Annotated in this window: 21 protein-coding genes and 1 pseudogene; 9 read left to right on the top strand and 13 right to left on the bottom strand. The window is 68.9% G+C overall.

The features are described from left to right. Positions 1 to 263: 263 nt before the first annotated feature. Both AB0H21_RS25170 and AB0H21_RS25165 read left to right on the top strand, forming a co-directional pair. On the top strand, positions 264 to 542 hold the full coding sequence (locus tag AB0H21_RS25170) for a hypothetical protein (protein ID WP_358520852.1): 279 nt from the start codon (positions 264 to 266) through the stop codon (positions 540 to 542). Positions 543 to 593: 51 nt separating this feature from the next. Further along, positions 594 to 1,985, top strand: coding sequence for an MFS transporter (locus AB0H21_RS25165; RefSeq protein WP_358520850.1), 1,392 nt, complete (start codon positions 594 to 596; stop codon positions 1,983 to 1,985). A 32-nt stretch (positions 1,986 to 2,017) separates the two neighbouring features. On the opposite strand, the gene AB0H21_RS25160 is transcribed toward AB0H21_RS25165, so the two are convergent. After that, on the bottom strand, positions 2,018 to 2,437 hold the full coding sequence (locus AB0H21_RS25160) for an SDR family NAD(P)-dependent oxidoreductase (protein WP_358520847.1): 420 nt from the start codon (positions 2,435 to 2,437) through the stop codon (positions 2,018 to 2,020). Positions 2,438 to 2,502: 65 nt separating this feature from the next. Beyond that, positions 2,503 to 5,671, bottom strand: a pseudogene (locus tag AB0H21_RS25155) (Tn3 family transposase). An 80-nt stretch (positions 5,672 to 5,751) separates the two neighbouring features. On the opposite strand from AB0H21_RS25155, the gene AB0H21_RS25150 reads away from it, so the two are divergent. Further along, a complete protein-coding gene (locus tag AB0H21_RS25150) occupies positions 5,752 to 6,483 on the top strand; it encodes a hypothetical protein (RefSeq protein WP_358520844.1) in 732 nt (243 codons plus the stop codon). Positions 6,484 to 6,751: 268 nt separating this feature from the next. Here the strand turns inward: AB0H21_RS25150 and AB0H21_RS25145 are convergent, their stop codons facing one another. Further along, a complete protein-coding gene (locus AB0H21_RS25145; RefSeq protein ID WP_358520841.1) occupies positions 6,752 to 7,477 on the bottom strand; it encodes a hypothetical protein in 726 nt (241 codons plus the stop codon). A 439-nt stretch (positions 7,478 to 7,916) separates the two neighbouring features. Here AB0H21_RS25145 and AB0H21_RS25140 point away from each other — a divergent pair, with 439 nt between their 5' ends. Then, positions 7,917 to 8,447 (top strand): hypothetical protein, encoded by a 531-nt coding sequence (locus AB0H21_RS25140; protein ID WP_358520839.1) that lies wholly within the window; start codon positions 7,917 to 7,919, stop codon positions 8,445 to 8,447. Between the two features lie 390 nt (positions 8,448 to 8,837). Here the strand turns inward: AB0H21_RS25140 and AB0H21_RS25135 are convergent, their stop codons facing one another. The 3 genes from AB0H21_RS25135 to AB0H21_RS25125 are packed head-to-tail and all read right to left on the bottom strand — an operon-like array spanning position 8,838 to position 10,157. Continuing rightward, positions 8,838 to 9,188, bottom strand: a complete 351-nt coding sequence (locus AB0H21_RS25135) for a hypothetical protein (protein WP_358520837.1) — start codon at positions 9,186 to 9,188, stop codon at positions 8,838 to 8,840. 22 nt (positions 9,189 to 9,210) lie between these two features. Next, positions 9,211 to 9,975, bottom strand: a complete 765-nt coding sequence (locus AB0H21_RS25130) for a tyrosine-type recombinase/integrase (protein WP_358520834.1) — start codon at positions 9,973 to 9,975, stop codon at positions 9,211 to 9,213. 56 nt (positions 9,976 to 10,031) lie between these two features. Continuing rightward, positions 10,032 to 10,157, bottom strand: a complete 126-nt coding sequence (locus AB0H21_RS25125) for a hypothetical protein (protein WP_358520832.1) — start codon at positions 10,155 to 10,157, stop codon at positions 10,032 to 10,034. A gap of 161 nt (positions 10,158 to 10,318) precedes the next feature. Between AB0H21_RS25125 and AB0H21_RS25120 the strand changes: the two genes are divergently transcribed. Further along, entirely contained in the window at positions 10,319 to 10,642 is a 324-nt protein-coding gene (locus AB0H21_RS25120; RefSeq protein WP_358520829.1) for a hypothetical protein, read from the top strand. 302 nt (positions 10,643 to 10,944) lie between these two features. After that, complete coding sequence (locus AB0H21_RS25115) at positions 10,945 to 11,190, top strand: hypothetical protein (protein ID WP_358520826.1); 246 nt, start codon at positions 10,945 to 10,947, stop codon at positions 11,188 to 11,190. A gap of 311 nt (positions 11,191 to 11,501) precedes the next feature. Here AB0H21_RS25115 and AB0H21_RS25110 read toward each other — a convergent pair whose 3' ends face one another. Both AB0H21_RS25110 and AB0H21_RS25105 read right to left on the bottom strand, forming a co-directional pair. Continuing rightward, positions 11,502 to 11,672: a hypothetical protein gene (locus AB0H21_RS25110; RefSeq protein ID WP_358520824.1), complete on the bottom strand. Its 171-nt coding sequence runs from the start codon at positions 11,670 to 11,672 to the stop codon at positions 11,502 to 11,504. After that, the gene (locus tag AB0H21_RS25105; protein ID WP_358520821.1) at positions 11,638 to 12,342 is read right to left on the bottom strand and encodes a hypothetical protein; all 705 of its coding nucleotides are present in this window, start codon (positions 12,340 to 12,342) and stop codon (positions 11,638 to 11,640) included. Before AB0H21_RS25105 ends, AB0H21_RS25110 begins: the two co-directional genes overlap by 35 nt. A gap of 168 nt (positions 12,343 to 12,510) precedes the next feature. Between AB0H21_RS25105 and AB0H21_RS25100 the strand changes: the two genes are divergently transcribed. After that, a complete protein-coding gene (locus AB0H21_RS25100) occupies positions 12,511 to 13,110 on the top strand; it encodes a hypothetical protein (protein ID WP_358520819.1) in 600 nt (199 codons plus the stop codon). A 61-nt stretch (positions 13,111 to 13,171) separates the two neighbouring features. Here AB0H21_RS25100 and AB0H21_RS25095 read toward each other — a convergent pair whose 3' ends face one another. From AB0H21_RS25095 to AB0H21_RS25080, 4 genes are all read right to left on the bottom strand, one after another. Continuing rightward, positions 13,172 to 13,750: an endonuclease domain-containing protein gene (locus AB0H21_RS25095; RefSeq protein ID WP_358520816.1), complete on the bottom strand. Its 579-nt coding sequence runs from the start codon at positions 13,748 to 13,750 to the stop codon at positions 13,172 to 13,174. A 184-nt stretch (positions 13,751 to 13,934) separates the two neighbouring features. Further along, positions 13,935 to 14,600, bottom strand: coding sequence for a recombinase family protein (locus AB0H21_RS25090; protein WP_358521348.1), 666 nt, complete (start codon positions 14,598 to 14,600; stop codon positions 13,935 to 13,937). A gap of 188 nt (positions 14,601 to 14,788) precedes the next feature. Beyond that, on the bottom strand, positions 14,789 to 15,670 hold the full coding sequence (locus tag AB0H21_RS25085) for an alpha/beta fold hydrolase (RefSeq protein ID WP_358520815.1): 882 nt from the start codon (positions 15,668 to 15,670) through the stop codon (positions 14,789 to 14,791). Beyond that, complete coding sequence (locus AB0H21_RS25080; RefSeq protein ID WP_358520812.1) at positions 15,667 to 16,305, bottom strand: helix-turn-helix domain-containing protein; 639 nt, start codon at positions 16,303 to 16,305, stop codon at positions 15,667 to 15,669. Before AB0H21_RS25080 ends, AB0H21_RS25085 begins: the two co-directional genes overlap by 4 nt. Positions 16,306 to 16,722: 417 nt before the next feature. Between AB0H21_RS25080 and AB0H21_RS25075 the strand changes: the two genes are divergently transcribed. Continuing rightward, positions 16,723 to 17,169, top strand: a complete 447-nt coding sequence (locus AB0H21_RS25075) for an SgcJ/EcaC family oxidoreductase (protein ID WP_358520810.1) — start codon at positions 16,723 to 16,725, stop codon at positions 17,167 to 17,169. 61 nt (positions 17,170 to 17,230) lie between these two features. Beyond that, entirely contained in the window at positions 17,231 to 17,407 is a 177-nt protein-coding gene (locus AB0H21_RS25070) for a M55 family metallopeptidase (protein WP_358520808.1), read from the top strand. A 52-nt stretch (positions 17,408 to 17,459) separates the two neighbouring features. On the opposite strand, the gene AB0H21_RS25065 is transcribed toward AB0H21_RS25070, so the two are convergent. Beyond that, positions 17,460 to 20,516 (bottom strand): Tn3 family transposase, encoded by a 3,057-nt coding sequence (locus AB0H21_RS25065; protein ID WP_358520805.1) that lies wholly within the window; start codon positions 20,514 to 20,516, stop codon positions 17,460 to 17,462. Between the last annotated feature and the right edge of the window lie 220 nt (positions 20,517 to 20,736).

The following is a 20,736-nucleotide window of genomic DNA, read 5'->3' as shown; positions in this document are numbered from 1 at the left end:
TGTTGACCTAGCCGCGCTCGATGTCAACACCTGTTGGCCTACACCCGTTGACATGGGGAGATTTCAAGAGATTTATTCCGCTACTGGACAAATCCCGCTCGCTATGGCCATGCACCGATGAGCATGGAGACATCTATCTCATTGTGCGGAGCGACATTTTATGGCCTCCCCATCATTAACCCCACTGACCTGGGATGCGACATCTCGGAAGCAGTTTTTTCGGCTTTTCGAGCGCCTGTGACAGGCCGTTAGGGTGCACATTCATGGAATCGACTTTTCGATCGGCCGAAGAACTCGCGGCCGCCATGCGTGCCGGTGAAGTGATCTCGGCGGAACTGACCGACGAGGCGATCGCCCGCATCGAGCGGGACGACAAGGTGATCAACGCGATCTGTGTGCGGGTGTCCGTTGCGGGCGATCACTTCCAGCGGCCCGTAGCTGCCAGGGGTGCAGGTCGGTGCGCCAGAACCGCTGGTCGCCCAGGTCGGCGAAGCGGGCGCGAACCAGTGGCCGAGCATGGAGAAGATCCCGCACACCATTGACCGCGTTCAAAAGCGTGAGACCAGTAATTAACTGCTTTAGGAGGGATTTGCGTGAAAGCGTTGCTCACCCTGACCTGCGCAGGTCAGTTCATGGTGCTGCTCGACAACACGATTGTCGGCGCCGCCCTGCCCGACATGCAGCAGCGGCTCCACACCGGGCTGACTGGCCTGCAGTGGATCGTCGACGCCTACGTGCTGCTGGTGGCCATGCTGCTGCTGTCGGGTGGCGTCTTCGCCGACAGGTTCGGCCGCAGGCGGGTGTTCCTGGCCGGGGTGGTGGTGTTCACGGCCGCGTCGGTGGTGTGTTCGCTCGCGCCCTCGATCGGCTGGCTGATCGCCGGGCGGGTGCTGCAGGGCGTTGGGGCCGCGGCGCTGAGCCCCGCCTCGCTGGCGCTGCTCGCCGCCGCGTATCCCGCCCCGAGGGAGCGTGTCAGAGCGATCGGGTTGTGGGCCGGGTTCAGCGGCATCGGCCTGGCCGCCGCACCGCTGGCGGGCGGGGTCCTGGTGGAGTCCTTCGGCTGGCCCGCCATCTTCCTGGTCAACGTGCCCATCGGAGCGGTCCTGCTGCTGGCCGGGCTGCGCGTGCTGGGAGAGTCCCGCAACCCGAGCGCGCCGCCGATCGACGTCCCCGGCACGGTCCTGTCCGTCGCGGGTGTGGGTGCTGTGACCTACGGCCTGATCGAGGGCGGCTCCCGGGGCTGGACCTCGCCGGTGATCCTGGGCAGCTTCGCCGCCGGGCTGGTGCTCCTGGCCGCGTTCGTCGTGGTCGAGGGTCGTGTGTCGACGCCGATGCCGCCACTGTGGCTGTTCCGTCAGCGGCTGTTCACGGTGTCCAACACGGCGATGGTCGTGGTCGGGTTCGCGCTGATGGGGTCGTCGTTCTTTTTCTCCCAGTTCTTCGTCTACGTCCAGGGTACTTCGGTCCTGATCGCCGGGCTGCGGACCCTGCCCGTCTCGCTGGCCATGGTGATCGTCAGCCCGTACGCGGGCCGGTTCGCGGCCAGGTACGGCTTCCGCGTCGTCGTCAGCATCGGCCTGGCACTGGCCGGGCTGGGGCTGCTGGCGCTGGGCTTCGTCCACGCCGACACCGGCTACGGGAACGTGTGGTGGCGGCTGGCGGTCGTCGGCATCGGGTTCGCTCTTCACCATGTCGCCGCTGGCCGAAGCCGCCATCCAGGCGGTCAGCCCGCAGGAGGGCGGCCTCGCCTCGGGCGTCAGCAGCACCACCCGGCAGATCGGCGCGGTGCTCGGCGTGGCGGTGCTCGGGGCGATCGTCCACACGCGGGAGTCCGGCGGCGCCTCCTTCGAATCCGGCCTCAACAGCGCCTTCCTCGCGGCGGGTACGGTGACGCTGGCCTGCGCCGTATGCACCGGCCTGTGGCTGACCGCGGCCCGTACGCCGAGGGGCGTCCGGGCCGAACAGTCAGGAGGCCAAGCAGTTAGTGAGCCGTCGCTGGCAACTCCTCCCAGTCGGCTCACGTCTTGAGCCGCTCGGCGTAGGCCTGCTGGGTCATCCGCAGCCCTTCGGTGCCGAAGAACACCCGCAGCGGCGGGTCGTCGGAGTCTGCCACCTCGAGCAGCGCCCCGGCCCGCCGCGGCCGGGTCCCCGACGTCGAGCCCCTGCGCGAACTTCGCGAACTCTCGCGCACCCCATCATAGAGCGGGTCGGCCGCGGAGTTGACAGCCCCGGCGGCGCCGTCGGTGATGTAGAAGCTGGGCTCGACCACCGTCACCTTGATGCCGAAGCGGGCGACCTCCAGCGTGAGGGAGTCGCTCAGGCCCTCCAGCGCGAACTTCGAGGCGTGACACCCGCCGCCAAGCGGCAAAGCGGCCTGACCGCCGGTGGAGGAGATCTGGATGATGTGCCCGCTGCCCTGCTCAGCTGTAGCAAGCAAGGAGATCATTGACCGCCGACGTCACCTGGCCACTTCACGTCACCGGGATGCGAACGGTCCGCGCTTCAGACGCCGTCCTCGTCCACGACAGTGGCACTGGCGGTGTTGGCCTGGGGCAACGTCGCCATGCCGAGCGGCCTCAGGCCCTTGTCCGGGGCCGAGGAGGCGATCGCGTAGCGGCCCAGGCAGTTGACGTGGGCGTGGCCCAACGGGGGACAGCCGCGCCACGTCCTCGTCCTTGACCGGCACACCCTGAGCGCGTAACTGGTCCACGATCGCCGACAGATACCGTGAGTTCCACAAAACGACGGCATTGACGACAAGTCCCAGAGCTGCGAGTTGATCCTCCTGGCCTTCCCGATATGCCTGCCGAATCCGGCCGGAGTTGCCGTGGCAGATCTTGCGGGCCAGGCGGTGCCGGGACTCCTGGACCGACAGTTGCTTGCCCAGGCTGCGGCGGTAGCTGGAATCCATCGGGTCCAGCATGCTGAGCAGGTGCATCGTCTTGTCGATGCGGCCGTACTCGGCGAAGGCCTGCCCCAGCGGGGTCGGAGAACCCTGGCGGGCGAACATGCGCAGCAGGTCGTAGGCGCGCACCTGGTTGGTCACCAGCGATCCGGCGACGCGGAGCATGTCCGGCCACTGAGTGATCACCTTCTTGGGGTTCAGCTTGTTCCGGGCGATCGCCTCCAGCACCCCGTAGTCGCCGGTGCTGCCGTCGGGCGGTTCGGCCCGCCAGAACCGCTGGTCGCCCAGGTCGGCGAAGCGGGGCGCGAACCGGTAGCCGAGCATGGAGAAGATCCCGAACACCATGTCGCTGTCGCTGGCCTGGTCAGTCGTGACCACCTCGGGTTTCGGCCCGGCGTCCAGGTTGATCAGGCAGTCCAGGATGTACAGGGAATCGCGGGGCGTCCCCGGCACGACCAATTGCCCGATCCCCGCAACTTGATCATTTACTGCATTGAGCCAGGTCAGACCCCTTTTGTAACCGTAGTACTTAGGTGAGGGCCCGGCGTTGATCGTCTTGACCGGGACGACGAACCGCAGTCCGTCCACCGACGCCAGCAAGCCGCCGCCCCACGCCGCGACGATCGGGACCTTGCCCTGGTGCTCGATCAGGATCGCGTTGGCCGCGGCGTGCGTCTCGGCGCGCACGTAGTTCTGGTCCACGTGCGAGAGTCGGCCACGGGTCAGCGCCTCATCCCCGGCCTTGATCACCGGCGTTAGCCCGACGTTGCAGGCCTCGCTGATCAGCAGCGCCACCAGCGATCTCGGCAGGTCGTTCATGCGGGTGGAGATGTCGGCCAGGTGCACGTAGGCGTCTAGGAAACCTGTCCAGGCATGCACCTCCAGCAGTAGCTCGGGCAGGTCGATGCGGGGCAGCATGGCCTGGCAGGCGGCCCGTAGCCATACCAACGACTCGCTCTCGCCGAGCGCGCCGAGTTTCTCCACCGACAGCCGGGCCCGCCCGCCGCTGGCCGGGGTCACCACCGAGACCAGCGCGTCCTCGCCCGCTTCCTCCAGCCGGGCAGCCATCTGCTTCCAGGCCGCATCCAGGGCCATGACCTTGCCGTTCAGATGCTCCGCGACCGGGTCGGTGAGCGACAGGGAGGCCAGCACGTCCTCGGCGATCGCCTCCCACCGCGCCCCGGCCAGCAGATGCGCGCGCGGGTCGGCCCAGCGCAGCGACGGCGAGGCGAACACATCCCTGATCGTCAGGGCCCGCATCAGGTGCTCCAGCACGCACACGACGTACGCGTCACGATCCACCGCCCCTTGCGGCAGCTCCGGGTTGGCATACACCGCCCGCTTCCACGACGCGGTCACCAGCGCGGCGTCGATCTCCTTGGGCAGCAGCGGCTTCTTGCTGACCTGCCGCCGCGACAACTCCGGCAACCGGCGCACCGCGGCCAGCACACGCCGACCGCCCGGTGCCGCCGCCAGCGCCTTGGACTCGCCCAGCAGCCGCAGGAACGGGCGCACGGTGTGGTACTTCTCCACCAGCGCGGCGCGCATCGCTGCCTCGGCCGCGCCGTCCTCCTCGGGGACCAGTTCCTCCACCACGCCCAGCGCCGCACGGACCTGCTCCTTGCTGGCGCCGGCGATCTCGGCAACTGCGGTCCACATCGCTGCCACATCGAGGTCGGCGCCCTCCTGGTCGATCAGGTCGAGCTGGTCGACCAGCACGCGCCCGGCCTTGGCCACCAGCTTGGAGGCCCGCTCCAGCCGGGGCAGCATCCGCAGGCGTTCGTCGGCGGACTTGCGGCGGGCCGGGCTGATCAACCGGGTGGCCATCAGCAGTGCGAACAGGTCGAGGGCGTCGTCGATCGCCTCGGCCGCCAGGCTCCGGGTGACCGCCAGCAGCGTCGCCGTGCGGCGCGGCTCGACCAGCCGGTCCAGGGCTGGCGCCTTGCTGCCCGCCCCGTACTTGGCCAGGGTCTTCATCCGCCGCACCGGCACCTTCGACACCGCAACCCGGCCCAGCCCGAAGGCGGCCAGGTTGTCCACCCGCTGCAGCGCCCGCACCATCTCCGTCCCTGACGTGCGCTTGGGTGCCTGCCGTAGCTTCTCCAACTCCGAGATGCGCGACCCCTCCGGCACCACCAGCAGGTCCGACAGCGCGGCCGGCAGGTTCGGATCGGCACGGCGCACCTGTTTGGCCACCACGGTGTACATGCGGACGTCGGCCCGTTCCCGCACGCTGCCCACCAGGCGTTCCAGCACGGTCACCCCGGGCAGCAGCACCCGATGCCGCCGCAGCCACGCCACCGACTGCTCGAACAGCGCCACCGGCCCCTCGGCGTGTGTCCAGGCCCGGCCGTGCAGGAAGGTCCGGAACTGGCGCGTCAGCTGCCGCTCGTTCCAGCTGTTGGTGTCATCGAAGGTGTGGTAACCGTAGGCGTCCCGGATCATCCAGGCGTGCTCGTACGTCGTCTTGGGCCGCTCGGCGTACTTCTTGACCTGCGACGCGTCACCGATCCCCAGCTGCTCGGCCAGGTAGTCCACCACCGGCCAGGGCACCGCCAGCGGATCCTCCAAGAACAACCCCTTGTACCGAACGGTCCCGATCTGGACGGCAACGCCTAGCCGGTGAGAATCGGCCATTGACTGCGCGATCACATTCCGGTCGAAGCTGTCGAGGAAGAAGAACTTCTCCATGTCTGACAGCGATGGCACCTCGATGAACGAGACGTAGGCGGCCCTCTGCTCGGCAGACAGAAATTCCGCAGGCATAGCCCGCACGGTAGGGCCATATCGGTCGCGATCAACTCATAGTGATTGACGCGTTACAAGTGAGGATCTTTCATCCGTAAGTGCGTCTTGATCCTTCTCAGCGCCAACGGCTGTCCGCCGGTTCCTCGACCCCGCACAAGCTCGGTGACGGGGTGCTCTACCTGCGGGCCGCACCGTTCGACCCCGACGATGACGAGTACGAGGTGGACGATCCGCCTGAGCATCTGCTCAAGCGCAAAGGGCAGATCGGGCAGGTCAGTGTCGCGTTCGCGAGGACCGGCATCGTGCACGTTTGGGCGCACCGCGCCGACTGGTACGCCGAGTGGCAGCAGCTCGCCGAAGACGAGGACTCCGACGACGACTTCGACCTGGACGAAGACGGCCGGCGGCTCAGTGACGAGGAGCGGGAGCGGCTCACCACCGAACTCGTCGAGACGCTGCTGGCCAACCCGGAATTCCGGGCCGCCAGGGCGGGAGTTCGGCAACGGACCGGCAGCTTGGCGATCCCGCCGGACACCCCGCAGGGAGTCGAATGGCAGGCGCTCCGCATCGCCTGCGACCGGGCCGAGGAACTGGCCGGCGCGGCGTATGCCCGGATCACCGATGACCGGCTCGACGAGCTGGCCGCCGAACTGCTGGCCACCCCCGAGTATCAGCGGGCTAGTGCGCCAGCCACCCGCAGGCAGCTCGCCGAGCGGTTCCTGGTCTCTCACGCGGACGGATTCAGCGGACCGGCACCCATACGCGATGAGCTGTACGCGCGGGCACAGAATCTCGCCAAGGCCGGTAAGAAGCCGACAGGGCTGTTCTGACGCCAGCCGCAGAGGTGCCGCCACCCCATGCGACCGGTGAGGCCCCCGCCTGGCGGGTCGCGCGCGCACGCGCGTAGGGGCGTCGTGAAAGTCGGAAAACTCCCTACGCGGCTAAGCGCGCGGGCGGGCGGGCCGGGTCTTCACCGAGGCGAGGCGGCTGACCTCAGCGACAACTGGCCCCCACGTGCGAACGGGCGGCGTGCACCCGAGCACCGCTGCCGGGGGAGTCCCGGCGGCGGGTGGTGCTCCCGCGCGGCTGGGGATGAGGTCATCCCCAGAGCTTGGGGGCGAGTCGGCGGACCGCGTCGTACCCGGCCTGTCGGCGGTCGGGGGTGATCCTGGGGGGATCACCCTCCCGGCGGACGAACGGGTACCGGTCCCAGTAGGCGAGGACCTGTTCCCGCTCGTCGGCCGTGAGCGGGGCGCCGGTGCCGTTCAGGCCGGTGGGTGGCTGCCGGACGGCGTCCAGGGTCGGGTATTGCTCCGCCAGGATGGCCATCGCGCCGTAGGGCATGCTCAGCAGCTCGCCGCACAGCGGGCAGCCCGGTGTGCGGCACCACGTCTCCACGTATCCGGTGTGGCTGCACCGCCCGTCCCGGCCGCTGCACGTGTGTTCGTGGTGGCAGTGCGGGCCGAGCTGCGCCAGGGTCAGCTCGGTGGTGCGGGGTCGGCCGGGCCGCGGGGCGGGGATGGCGTCGGGCCACCTGGTACGGGCGGACTGGCGGGTGATGCCCACCGCGGCGCCCAGGTCGGCGTAGGTGATGACGCCCGTGGCCCCGGCGCGGTTCGCCGCCGCGTAAATGGCGTCTTCCACCTCGTCCCGGATGTGGGTCAGTGCGACCAGCACGGCCAAGCGCCGGTCGGCCTGCTGGCGGGCGGTGGCGTCGGCACCGGTGGCCGGCGGCCCATGCCGGTCCGCCAGTCGCCGGGCAAGGACGAGCACCGCTTCGTACAGCTGGTCGGCGTCCTCTTCGGAGAGGTCCCATTGGCTCATAACGATAAGAGTACATGTCATTTAGGAAAACGACAGGAATTCCTGTCGTTTGCCCGGATCTCGCGGGCTCACCGTGAGATCCGGGCCGCGACAGCTCAACCAGACGCCCGCGCGCGTAGAGGCGTCCCGAAAGTCCCGAAAACCTCGCAGGCGGGGGGGCGCCGCCGTGAGCGTGAAGGCGAGGTTCCCGGGTGTCCAGATGGAAAGCTTCCTGACTCCTGTGGTCACATTGTTGCGTATATAACGTGACAAAGACCCATGCGACACTTCGGCGTGTAGTGATTCGTGCGCGAAAAGGGCTTCGCGCACGCCAGACGCCTGCCGGAAGTGTGACGGCACTCCATTTCAATCGCGTACGCGTTTCGGTTGGCGCCGGCACACGGAATAACGGCCGGGTCGATATCGGCCATCGCTGTGAACGCCGACAAAGGAGATCATCATGCGCGTGATCCAACGGGTTCGACGTGTCGCAGCCGTCGCGCTGGCCGCCCTGGTGGCGGTCGTCGCGCTGCCTGCGGGCCCGGCCAGGGCGTGGACCTGGCAGTACCGCGTCGTGGTCTTCCAAAGCAGCCTCTACTGCATCAAGGCCGACGCGGGCATCGACCACTGGCAGCCCGGCGTGTTCTCAGGGAACCTGGCGTACGTCAATACCTACGTGTTCATGGGGGACTGCGTCACCGTGCGGGTCCTGGAAGCCCGGGTCTCGCTGCAGGTGCAGAAATTCGACGAAGCCACCGGGAAATGGAGGACCTGCAAGAGCAGCGACTATGTCTACGGCATGACCGGCAGCGACGTCTGGGGCCCCTACGGGCCCGGCACGGCCGTGAACTACGGCGGGTCGGCGTGCGGTCCCGGCGCCGGCTGGTACAGGACGAAAGCGCGCGCGGAGATCCGGAACCCGTTCGTGATCGGCAACCCCGACGTGTGGATGGGAGGCGCCGCCTATTCGGGCGAGGAGTGGGTGCCGTGACCCGTGTGCCGGGCCCTCGCCCGCCTAGGTCTGCACCTGGGAAGACGACGGCGTGTCCCCAGGGTCCGACGCTCGGGCGGCGCGAGGCTGCCACTGCGGACACCGTACGCCGCGGCGCCGACAGTTTCCGGCCGAACGCCCGTGGACTGCGCAGGCGCCTCGCGCGCCCGCGCGTAGGGCCGTCCCGAAAGTCCCGTAATTCCGTCTACGCGCACGCGCGCGAGTGCCTCACGAAACTCACAAAACCCTGACCTCGAGGTCGGCGATACGCCGGTTTCGCCAGGAGACCTCTCGCGCACGCGCGCGTAGGTGTGTCGGAAAACCCCCGCCCACCTGGCCACCTAGGTAGGTAGGTAGTTGCCTATGCATCGACCTAGGCGGCCGCGTAGGTCACCAGGCGGGGAGCTGCTCGGCCCGCGGGGCCGGGGCGGGGGCGTCGAACAGGTCCAGCTGTCCGGGGCCGAGGTCGTCCCGCTGCTGGAGCTTCAGGCAGCGGCGGCAGGTGACCTCGCCGTGGTCGGGGTGGGCGGCGCCGGGGTCCCAGCCGCTGACGCCGACCATGCACGCCGGGCCGGGCATCAGGTGCCCGCCCAGCCACCGGGTCATGGCGACCTGGTGCACGATGCCCGATGAGCGCACCCGCAGGTGCGCCCCGCCGGCGTAGGAGGCGCGGGCGGTGGCGGCGATGTCGGCCAGGGCCTGATACATGCCGCTCACCGGCTCGAGCGGGCTGCTGGTCATCTGCCTCTTCTTCCCGTGGCGTCTACAGGCCGACGACGGGATTGTCGGTCCACCGGTCGCCCTCTTCCAGGTATCCCAGCAGGGCGGCCGAGCCGTCCGCCCATCCGCCATGGCGGCCGATGCGTTCCAGGGTCTTGCCGTCGCGGCGGGCGGCGGTGGCGAACCCGCGGCGCAGGCTGTGGCCGGTCCAGCGGCCTTCCAGCCCGGCGGTGGTGGCGATGCGGGTGATGACGTCGGCGATGGCGTCGGTGGTCATCCGGCCGTCCGGGTCGCCGATGGGGCGGCCGTGCCGGGTGAGCGGCGCGGCGATGCGGCCATGCCGGGTGATGCGCACCAGCAGCGGCCCGGCGGTGCGCCCGGCCTCTGCCATGGCGGTCAGCAGGTCGCGTACGGCGCGCACCGGGCAGGTGGCGGGGACGCGGCCGTAGGGGACGGCGACCTCGGTGAACTTCTTGATCTTTGGGCGGTAGACGGTGACGAGCAGCCCGTCGGGTGTCTCGGCGACGTCGGCGACGTCGAGCGCGACCAGTTCGCCGATGCGGGTCGCGCAGGCGTAGCCGAGCAGCATCGCGGCCGCGTCGCGCTTGCCGGCCAGGGTGGCGCGGTCGAGCACGGTGAGCATGGCGCGCAGGGTGTCGGGGACGGCCGGGTCGGCCTTGCGGGGCTTGGCGGCGGGGTCCTTGGCCAGGGCCAGGCGCTGGCGGTAGCCGTCCAGCACCTTGCGCGCGGCCTTGGTCTCGGGCAGCGGCACGTTGGCGTACCGGTGCATGGTGCGGATCGCGGCCATGGTCCGCTCGATGCTGGAGGGCGACAGCGGGCGGCCCGTGGCCGAGGGGGCGAGCGTCAGTGGGTGACGTGCGAGGCGACGGTCTCAGGCGTCGCCGGGAGGCTCACGCGGCCCTGCTGCCGGCACCAGTCGGTGAAGCGTCCCCAGTCGCGGGCGTAGGCACGGCGGGTCGAATCCGGCACCGCGTCGGCGAGCGCCGCGGCGGGAGCAGAACGAACGCAACCGGCAGGCCAAACTCGCCGCCCAGGCCGAGCGGGAACGCCGCGCGGCGCTGCCGATCCACGAGCGGCTGGCCGAGGCCGCCGCGAAGGTCGACGCCAAGTGGGTCGCGCCCGAGGCCGCGGTGCCGGCTGAAGAGGTGCGCGCCGCCCAACGGGCCGCGATCACGCGGGTGGAGGTCGTGGAGGTGATCCGGGAGATCACCGTGGAGGTGCCCGCCCCGCCGCTCCCGGCCGGCAGCTACACCGAGTGCGAGGTGTGCGTGGGCCGCGGCATGCGCGACCGCTACGGCCAGGTCCCCGCGGCCACCGAGCAGCTACGCCTCATCGACGGCGCCGGGCAGCAGGTCACCGTGATCGACACCTGCCCCACCCACGTGCCCTACGTGCAGGCCACCGCCCGCCGGCGCGGGTTTCGCGCGCTACCGGCCGACGAGGCGTCTTCATGATCGGATGAGAATTTTCTCCACGTCTTCAAGGGCGCCCGTGCCGGGCGCCGGCGGATCGTCTCAACATCTCACCGGCTCGCGCGCCTGCACGCGTAGAGCCGTACACGGGGTGCCAGTAAGAAACGTGTCATGAGCCCGGCGTGCATGTGCACACTGCGCAAGTCCCCCCGTTGGCGGGCCGACCTGCCATGATCGGAACAGGAGTAGTAAAGCGGGATCTTGGGAAAGTTTTTCCAGGTCCGGTGGAACCAACCGCACAACCATGACCATGGCGAAAGCGTGGCAGGCGAGGGGAGAAGACTTTGAGCGGTCCAACGTACAAGTTCCTGCTGGAGGGCTGGGAGAAGCGCAGCGTGTGGGGCTTCGATGAGGACACCGACACTTATTGGGCGGACCTGTGGCTCAACGAGGACTCGGACTCCGACACGCCAACCTCGAGAATCCGCGATGTCCCCACGCCCATGACCGAGCTGTACTCGATGCTCCTCAATCTCACCAACGCTGATCCGGAGCACCTCGACCAACTGATGGAAGAAAGCATGCGCTGACCCGTCCCCGGGCCCCCGCCGCCCGTTGGCGTAGTCGGCGGGGGTCGGCGGGTCAGCGGCTCAACCTGGGCCCGCGGTCCACGCCGCAGCCTGGGGGCCGGTAGGCCAGGCGGCGCCCGGGCTCGCTCCGCAGGCCAGGCATCGGGCGGTTGCCGAATTGTTCTTATGGGTTATCAAGGGCGGCGGCCGCGGCCGCGTGGCCGGGCCGCGCGCCCTTGCGGCCAGCCGGTCCGGGCTGCGGCCCTTCGGCCGGTCCCGGCCGGCGCCGCCGGGCCCGCTCCCGCCGACCGGATCGGACCGCCGCCCTGGCGCTAGTCGAAGACCTCGCTGACCCGGACTTTGACCCGGTGGCCGTTGCTGTCGACGACGACGGGGCTGACGTTGTAGAAGCCGCCGTCATGTAAGCCCCATCCCGTGCTCGCCCGGCAGTACCAGTGGCTGGCTCTCTCATCGTCGTCGAGGTCGCGGCGGCGGCCAGTCACCGCGAGCTGGGTCGTTGGCGGCGGCCTCAAGCTGTTCCAGGCGCCGAGTGGCTTCGGCGAGGTTCTCGCGTAGGTCGTCGGTGGGCTGGGGAGCGACCGGAGGCGGCTGCACGGAGATCACGGTGCGGGGGTGCCGCCTGAGCCCGGACAGGGCGAATGAGGAGAGCACGGCCCAGTACATGACGGTGACGCCGGCGGCCAGCCACTGGCTGCCGGGAGGGCTGGCCGTGTAGACCATCGCGGTGGTGGCGACGCCGAACAGGGTCCATCCGCCCCGGGCCGCCCATGAGCGGAACAGGCTGCACACCCACAACACCGCCCCGCAGATGGCCCAGGTCAGCCAGATGGCTCCGACGTCGGCGCCCAGGCCCGCGGCGTGCGTGGCGATGTACCTGCGGACCGGCTCGGTGACCACGGCGGTCACCTCCCAATCGGTCACACCGCCGACCAGTGCTGCGCCGCCCCGGGCGAAAGCGCCGAGTACGGCCAGGACTGCCGAGATGGTGAACGCCAGCACGCCGAGGACCGCTCCGACCACGGCCAGGACGCCCAGCGCGATCACGATGCCGATCACGATCCACGCGCGGTGCGCTGAGGGCCCGTATCGTTCGTCGGTCCACTGCTGAAGCTGTTGGTAGCGGGTCTCGAACCAGTCGGCCGCCTGGGTCATGCGCTCCACTGTGCCGCCCTCCTGAAATGACGGGTCAGGAGTGTCAACATGACACGGTTACATCGATCCCGGCGAGAAGTCCTGCGAATCGGTCATCGACCTGCACGGCGTGCGAGGCCGGTGAGGGCCGGGCGAGGGCCTGGAGCGGCCGAGGGGTACATGTACCGCATGGGCCGCATCCAGTGGCCGGACATCGTGGAGCAGGCTCGCCGGATCGTTGAGGAGTACGGCGGCGGGGTCACGCTGCGCCAGGTCCATTACCGCCTGGTCGCCGCCGGGCTGATCCCGAACACGCCGCCGACGTACCGCCGCCTGTCCTCCCGCCTGGCCCAGGCGCGGCGCGAGGGCCGCTTCCCGGAGCTGATCGACACGCTGCGCGAGGTGCATGTGCCGCCGGCGTGGCCGGACGCGGCGGCGTTCCTGCGGGAGGCTCCGGAGTGGTTCGGCCTGGACCGCACACGCGGCCAGGCGCACGCGCTGTATGTCGCGGCGGAGAAGGACACCCTGCGGTCGATGTTCACCTCGTGGCTGGCCGACCTTGGGGTCCCGGTGCTGGTGGTGCGGGGGTTCGGCAGCCAGTCCTACGTGGACGTCGTCCGGCGCCGCACCCAGGCCGACCCGCGAAAGCCGGTGTTGCTGTACGTGGGGGACTTCGACTGCTCGGGTGAGGACGTCGAACGCGACTGGGTCGCTCGGACGGGCTGCTGGGATCACGTCGAGGCCCACCGCTCGGGTCCGCGTCACCAGCCGCAAAGTAGCGCTGAGTAGCCGTCGTCGCTTTTCGTGGTCGCGAGATTGGTCACCTCAGGGCGAGGCTGAACACGCCGGATCACCGGGGCTTGCGGCTGATCGCGGCTCGCGGGTAGGTCAGGCCGAGGTACGCGGCCGGCGGGTTGTCCAGGTAGTCGCCCCAGGCGCAGCCTGAGGAGTGGGGGCAGGTCTCCAGCCAGGTGTTGCAGTGCCGACACAGCAGCCCGCGGACCTGAAGGCCGGCGGGGTTGTGGTCGACGAACACGCCGAGGGTGCTGCGGCACGCGTGGCAGCCAGGGCCCAGGGCCGCGATCAGCGCCCTGATGATCGAGCCCAGAACCGGCCCCTGGACGGGGGGCCACCGCGCACTGTCTTGTCCGACCGGGCATCGCAGGCGTCGCCTGATGAGAGCGGGGTCGGCCTCGGAGCCAAGGGCAAGGACCGCCCAGCGCACGGTCCTGTTGCCGGGGTGGCCCTCCTCCGGTCGGGTGCCGGGGGGCGGGTTGACCCGGTAGTGCTGCCCGTCTGCGCTCCACCACTTACACCATTGCTCGTGCGGCAGCGCCGGGGGCGGCGGCTTCTTCAGCCCTCGCCACGTCTGGGCGCAGAGGTAACGCGTGCCCAGACGCAGGTGGTAGCGGCCATCGTCGCCGAGCACCGCGACCGGAGAGGTGACCGCAACGGGTCCGGCGAGGACTCGGCAGGGCTGAGCAGCTCGCGCGGCGACCAACGCCGCCAGGGCCGCAGGGCCGCAGGGTCGTCGGTGTCGGCCTCCCAGGCCAGCCGTCGCAGCAGCGTGTCACGACGGTGTTCGGGGAAGTCGGCGGGCCCCAGCCAGGCGATCACGGCGCTGTCTGCGGGGCGGTGGGTTCGAGAGCGCTCGTGGTCCTGCCGGTGCGGAGCTGCTGCAGGTCGGGGATGTGGTTGTACAGCGTGCCCGGGCTGACACCGAGCAGCTTGGCGATCGAGGTGATCGAGTTCTCCGGGTTGGGCAGCATGTCGCGGGCGGCCCGCAGGAGTTCCGGGGTGATGACGGTGGGGCGTCCGCCGGTACGGCCGCGCGCCCTGGCGGCGGCCAGGCCGTCGAGGGTGCCGGCGACGATGAGTTCGCGGATGAACTCGGCCAGGGCGGCGAAGACGTGGAAGATGAGCCGGCCGCCGGGGGTGGTGGTGTCGAGGTTCTCGTGCAGGGAGGTGAAGCCGATCTCGCGCTTGCGCAGCTCGCCGACCATGGTGATGAGGTCGGCCAGCGAGCGGCCGTAGCGGTCCAGGCTCGGGACGACGAGGGTGTCGCCTTCGGCCAGGAAGGCGTGGCAGGCCGCCAGCTCGGGCCGATCGGCGGTCTTGCCGGACTTCTTGTCGGCGAACACGCGCCGACACCCCGCCGCCTTGAGCGCGTCCAACTGGCGCTCGAGGTTCTGGCCGGCGGTAGAGACGCGGGCGTAGCCGATGCGGATCTCACTGCGGTGGGTGGGGAAGGCGGCCAGCGGGTCGGCGGGGAGCTGCAGGGCGTCGGTCACGCCGGTCATTCTCTCAACAAACGGTGTTCGGAGGTTGTTGAACCACCAGGGTTGTTGAAGGAGTTTTTGAAGGTTTTCAGAGGCTCGGCGCGGCTGTTTTCAAGATCTTCAATAAACGAAGGTTATCTGAAGCTGCAGGAGGTCGGTCTTCGCTCGCGAGCTGCGCGCGGCCTGGCTCAGGCGAGCCGGTCGAGGAATGCCCGCGTCTCTGCCAGGAAGCGGTCGTGTGCTTCCAGTTGTGCCCAGTGCCCACAGTCGGGGACGGTGACGAGCCAGGCATGGGGCATGCGGTCGGCGGCACGCCGCGAGCCGGCCGGGTCGACGATCGGGTCGTCCTGGCCGTGGAAGATCAACGTGGGTGCGTTGATGTCGTGTACCCGGTTGGTGAGGTCGTTGCGCATGCCGCGCCGTCCGAGGGTGGCCTGGTTGTAGCGGGTGTAGCCGAGGCCGGCCTGCGGTTTGCGGGCTTCTCGGATGAACTCGTCGATGACCTCGGCCGGGAGCGTGGCCAGGTCCTTGACGATGGCCCGGATGGCGGCACCCGAGAAGCGGTTGGCGAAGCGGGAGGCCGGTCGCAGCAGCCAGTCGGGGGCCTGCGCCGCCGCCCACGCCCCGAGGTGCGCGGTGCGGTTGCGGAAGATCGGCACGAGACCGCCCGGGGCGATGAGGATGAGGCCCGCGACGAGAGGAGGATGCTCCAGAGCCAGGTTGAGGGCGATGTCGCCGCCCATGGAGACGCCGGCCACCACGGCCTGCTTGATCTCGAGCGCGGTCATGGCCTCGGCGACGACCTGGGCGAGCTCGCGCGGGCCGCCGGCGGGCGCGGCGTCGATGCTGCCGCCGAATCCGGGCAGGTCCGGCGCCCACACCTGGCGGTCGGCCGACAGCGGCTCGATGAGCCGGTACCAGGAGATCGCGGCGTTGTCCGTCCCGCCCCCGTGAATGAGCACGAGTGGGACGGAGTCCAGCCGGGCCGGATCGGCGTGGAGCACGCGAAGTCGTCCGGCGCCGGTGAAGATGTGGTGTTCCCGTGCGCCCGGGGGGATCAGGTGGGTCATGGTCGCTCCCGTTCGGAGATCAGCGCCTCGGCGAAGGCGACGAAGGCGCGTTTGCCCGCACTCGTGTCGGCCACGCCGGTGTCGACGGCGCGTGCCATCAGGTCGCCCATGCCGAGGACGAGGGCGTCGATGTCGACGTGGGGAGCCTGCGCGGCGAGCGCCTGGTTCCACAGGGTGAGGTTCGCGGCGAGGACGTCGGCATCCAGGTCCGCGGCCACGATCCCCTCCCTCTGGAGAGCGCGGATGAACTCGCTCCCGAGGAGCTCGCGCGCCTGGACGCGCTCCCCGTCCGGTGCCAGGCCCCGCAACGGCGAGGAGGGCTCCTGGTACAGGCGCAGCAGCGCCGGGCGCGAGTGCAGCGCGGTCACCGCGTGGCCGTACAGGCGGGAGAACGAGCCGCCGCGGGGGTCGGCCTCCACCAGCTCGATCGAGCGGCGGCTCGCCAAGACGAGCTCCCGGTCGACGACCGCGCGCAGCAACTCCTCCTTTGTGGCGAAGCGCAGGTAGAGCACGCCTTTCGCGACCCCGGCGCGTGCGGCGATCGCGTCCATCCGTACCCCGCCGAAGCCCAGTTCGGCGATGAGCTGGGCGGCGGCGTCGAGGATGACGCTCGTGTCGACGCTGGGGCGGACCACGAGCGACCTCCTATATGACCAGAATTGCAAATATAGTCATTTAGGGTAGCAGTACAGGATCCGCGCCTCGTTCACGCTGGGGCTCGCTGGACGGTGAGCTGTGATCGACCTGTTCGTACGACTCCGCCGGTTTCGTGGCCGAGCACGGTGGGCGTGGGGAAGGGAAGCGGTCATCGGCGAGCAGCCGGGATGATGTCCCGGCTATCCGTCGAGTCTGTGCGGGTGGAGAGCGCGGATCGGCTGCTGATTTCACGCACGGCGCGGCCGCATACCAGCGGACGCGCCGCGACGACCCGCTCTTCAGGCCCCCGTGATCCGGGTGCCGACCGGGAACATCACCTCTGCGCTGCACCCAAAGGGATTTGCCAGCCAGAGCCTCTTGACCTCAAGCAGAGTTGAGGATCCAGAGTGATGTCTATGAATACAGACATTGATGCATCGACCCGCGCGGCTGAGATCGAGGCGATCAAGCAGGTGATCGCCACGGTGGAACACGCCCAGAACAACGAACTTCCCGACGAGTTCCTCAGCCTGTTCCGGGCCGACGCGATCTGGACGACGGGTGGCGGCAAACGCCTCTTCGGTCGCGATGCGATCTCAGCATTCACCCATCAGGTGCTTCCTGGCGGGATGCAGGGCCTCACCCTCACATTCGAATTGGAACATGTGCTGTTCATCCGCCCCGACGTCGTCGCCGTCAAGCTGCGCCAGGTGTACCACACACCCGATGGAGCAGACGTGGGCTCTCCGCTGTGGATTACGGCCAAGGAGGACGGACGGTGGCTTCTGACTGCCTCCCAGAACATCGGCGTGCCGGACGACGAGGAGGTGTCGCCGGATCCCATCTTCGGGACCAGCAAATGAAGCCATAACCGAGAACCCCCGCTAACGCCGGATTCCGTTCCAAATCTCTCAGCTGACCCCCGTGCCGCAGCCGCTCCGCATCAAGGTCGACCTGCATCAGCCGCGCGCGGCGGATCTGGCCGCTCTCATACCCGGCGTCACTCGGCGCGGGCGCACCGTCGCCTTCGACGCCGAGACCATGACGGCCGCCTACGGCATGTTCCACGTCATCGTCGCGCTCGCCCAGACCGGGCCGTAAGCACAAGGGGTGGCCTGCGCCCGGCGCGGGCCACCCCGAGATCGTTCGTCGCTCAGAGCGGACCGGCTGACGGTTGACCCTCAGCGCCCGGCCCCGGCCCGAGGTCGAGCTGTTTGCTCATGTCGAGCTCGAACTTGCCGTACAGGTTCAGATGGGACCAGAAGAGAGCCGACAGGGCGCGCCGGTCGGCGTCGGTGAGCTTCTTTCGCCACTTCGGCTCGGCGAGGACGATCTGTACCATCCTGGTGTTCAGGTAGACGATCGCTGCCTGTACCAGGTGAAGGGCCAGCGCGGAGACCTCCACGTGTTCGCGGTCGTCGCCGGTCAGATCACCGGCCTTGCCGTAGAAGATGTCCTTGTTGGCCGAGTTCCAGTTCTCCACCACGTTCAGGCCTTCGTGGATTTCGCGGCGCAGTTCCTCTTCGGCCAGGTAGTCGCAGATGAAGATGGTGCGGATCACCCGGCCGAGTTCTTCGATGGCCCGGTAGGTGGGGTGCTTGGGGCCGCCGCGGGTGAAGCGGCGCAGCATCTGGTGAGCCTCGGCGGTGCCGAGCCGTAGCGCTGTCGCGTATTTGATCATCTGGTCGTACTGGTTGTCGATCAATTCCCAGTCGATGGTCTTGCCCGACAGGATGCCCTCCATCTGCGGCCAGGCCTCGCCTTCGGTCAGGCCTGGCCGGTACAGGCGGGCCGAGCCGATGTTCTTCAGCCGGGGCAGCAGCTTGAAGTCCAGCAAGTGTGAGAACGCAAAGCCCACGATCGAAGCTCCGTGGGTATCGGTGTACTGGCGATCGATCTCCGCGCTGGTCAGGTGACGGAGCAGGCCCTCGATCATCGACGCGACCTCGGAGTCCGTGGTGGACCGTACTTGGCTGTAGATGCACACGTTCTTGCGTTCTACGTGCCAATACACCATGATCCCGGCACCGCCGTAGCGCTGGTGCCACTCGGTCATGAAGTTCGCCGACCAGGAACCGAACTTGCGCGAGTCCGACGCGCACGCCGTGCCCGGCCCCCACAGCGAGAGGTCGCGCACCTCCAGCGTCTTGTTGACCACCGTGCGGATCGCGGCACGTAGGTTGTCGCGGTTGACGAACAGCCGGCGGGTCCGGCGCAGCGCGGCCTCGGTGTCGGCCTCCATCCCTTCGATTGCCGCGGTGCCGTCGGCGACCCGTTTGATCCCCATGTTCGTGCCGAGCCCGAAGGTGCACAGCAGCAGTCGGCGGCGCAGCACCTTCGCATCGGTCACTGTGCGCGAGGCCACCGAGGTGAACTCGCTGGTGAACTTCGTGGCGTGGTCGACGTTCTTGATCAGGTCCAGCAGGTCGATCACGCCCCAGCGGCGGGTGATCTCCTGCTTCAGCGCCTCCAGGTTCTCCGGCTCGATCTGCTTGCCCAGGGGCGGCACGCTGATCCACGGCTCGCCCTTCCTCCTGGTGATGCTCACCCCGCCCGTCGTGGCCTTCTTCAGCCCTTTGTTCAGCCGGTCCAGCGCCGCCACGTGCCGCTTTTGCAGGTCGGCGATGAAGTCGGCCGGGTCGCGGGGCTTGGCCAGCGCCTCGTAATGTACGTCCCGGTTGTCCTCGAAGTCGGCGGGCAGATCCTCATCGGGATTGCGCCAGGTGTTGGCGCCCTCCACCCAGATCTCGCGGCGCCGGATGGCCTTGCGCAGCGCGACCAGCACGCACAGCTCGTACGGGATCCGCTCCACCAGGCCGCTGTCGGGATCGAGGACCGCGTCGCGCCAGTCCTCGGGCACCACATGCTCCAAAGGCACCGCCTCGGCGGCGGCGTAGAAGTCGGCGTCGGAGCCGTCGTAGCGCTTCAGCAGGTCCAGGGCGTCCATCACCGGTTTGAAGGTGTCGTTGCTGGAGCGGAACCGCACCGCTTTGAGCAGCTTGGGCAGGCCGCGCCGGTAGTGGTGGGAGTAGGAGCCGCGCAGCTTGGTCCGCACCCGGGTACGGAGTTCCTTCTCGTTCGCCTTGGCCTCGGCGATGATGTCTTCCAGCGTCCGCTCGCCAACCACCGGATACAGGGCTTTGCGGACGATCTCCTCCGGCAGCTCCAGCGCCGCTGTGGCGAGCTTCACCAAGATCCCGTTCTTGCCCTGCACTCGCCGGAACTCGGCGTTGAGCTCTCCCTCGACCTTCTTCTCCGCCCGCACGCTGATCTTGTGCACGAGCTGGATCAGCAGCTCTACCAGCCCGTCGATCAGCTCCGCCTGCCGCACCTGGCACAACGCGGCCAGCAGGGTGAGGCGCACCGGCGGCGCCGCCGCCTCGAAATCGGACGGGTACATCTTCATCGCCCGGGCCCGCCAGCCCGCCACGACCTTCTCCGAGACCCCCTCGAACAACGCGGCAGGCAGACCGATCGCCTTGACCCGCTCCAGCTTCACGATCTCGGCCAGCAGAGTCTCCAACTGCAGTGGCCCCGGGTCCTCCTTCAGCTCCTGCAAGAACGCGCGCCGGCCGCCGCCGGCGCCACTGGCGACCTGAGATTGCCCGTCCCCTTCCGGAGCGTCCTGTCCGGCGACCGGGGCACCGGCCGGGGGAGCTTCGGCGACGATCAGCTCTTCCAGTTTGCCGACCGACTCGAACGTCAAGCGCTGCACGGTCGTGGCGGTGAAGTTCCGCTCGAACATCGCCTCGGCCGCGCCCAGCACGCGTTCGATCCGGGTCGTCTTCGGCGGCTCGATTCGGTCTTCGCGGCAGCGCGCCAGCAGCGCGCCGCGCAGCCGGTCCCGCGACATCTCCACCGGACAGATCTTGGTGGCCAGCCAGTCGGCGAGCTTGTCCTCATCGCCGACCGTCGGCTCGCGGAAGTCGTGGAACTTCCTGATCTGCGCCCGGTGGTACTCGATCGTGCGCCCGGACCAGTCGTAGGCGGCGAACAACGCCGCGTCCACCTTGACCTGGCCCGCCATGAACTCCACCGCTGGGCGAGGCAGGTCCTCCCTGCGAGGGAACCTGGCTTCCAGCTCGAAGAACTTCAGCATCAGACCGAAGCCGAGCCGAGTCGCCCCGGATTTGTTCGCCAGCAGCGCGAACTCCTCCTCATCCAGCGTCCAGCACTCGATCAGGTCCTCTAACTCCCATTCGCGTCGCATGCACGCACCTTTCTCCCGGGACCTCCAACAAGGGTCAGGAGAAACATGTTTTGTAACCGCTCGGCTACCGACTGGTATGCCGTACCTGTGATGGCGACGCAACGTGCCAGAGGCATAACATTCTGCTACTTTGCGGCCCGGCTCGCGAAGGAGTCCGTGACCAAACCGCGCAGCGACAGTCACACAGCGTTACTTTGCGGCTGGTGACGCGGACCCGAGC

Origin of the sequence: Sphaerisporangium sp. NPDC051011 (genome assembly GCF_040653595.1) — a bacterium.
Classification (GTDB): Bacteria; Actinomycetota; Actinomycetes; order Streptosporangiales; family Streptosporangiaceae; genus Sphaerisporangium.
Note: the sequence above shows the minus strand (reverse complement) of the source record. Positions and strands in the feature narration are given on the sequence as shown.

Coding starts and splice junctions, on each gene's coding strand:
- AB0H21_RS25140 (WP_358520839.1), top strand. CDS start 7,917: ATGCGCGTGATCCAACGGGTTCGACGTGTCGCAGCCGTCGCGCTGGCC.
- AB0H21_RS25105 (WP_358520821.1), bottom strand. CDS start 12,342: ATGACCCAGGCGGCCGACTGGTTCGAGACCCGCTACCAACAGCTTCAG.
- AB0H21_RS25170 (WP_358520852.1), top strand. CDS start 264: ATGGAATCGACTTTTCGATCGGCCGAAGAACTCGCGGCCGCCATGCGT.
- AB0H21_RS25065 (WP_358520805.1), bottom strand. CDS start 20,516: ATGCGACGCGAATGGGAGTTAGAGGACCTGATCGAGTGCTGGACGCTG.
- AB0H21_RS25135 (WP_358520837.1), bottom strand. CDS start 9,188: ATGACCAGCAGCCCGCTCGAGCCGGTGAGCGGCATGTATCAGGCCCTG.
- AB0H21_RS25130 (WP_358520834.1), bottom strand. CDS start 9,975: ATGGCCGCGATCCGCACCATGCACCGGTACGCCAACGTGCCGCTGCCC.
- AB0H21_RS25085 (WP_358520815.1), bottom strand. CDS start 15,670: ATGACCCACCTGATCCCCCCGGGCGCACGGGAACACCACATCTTCACC.
- AB0H21_RS25145 (WP_358520841.1), bottom strand. CDS start 7,477: ATGAGCCAATGGGACCTCTCCGAAGAGGACGCCGACCAGCTGTACGAA.
- AB0H21_RS25075 (WP_358520810.1), top strand. CDS start 16,723: ATGAATACAGACATTGATGCATCGACCCGCGCGGCTGAGATCGAGGCG.
- AB0H21_RS25100 (WP_358520819.1), top strand. CDS start 12,511: ATGGGCCGCATCCAGTGGCCGGACATCGTGGAGCAGGCTCGCCGGATC.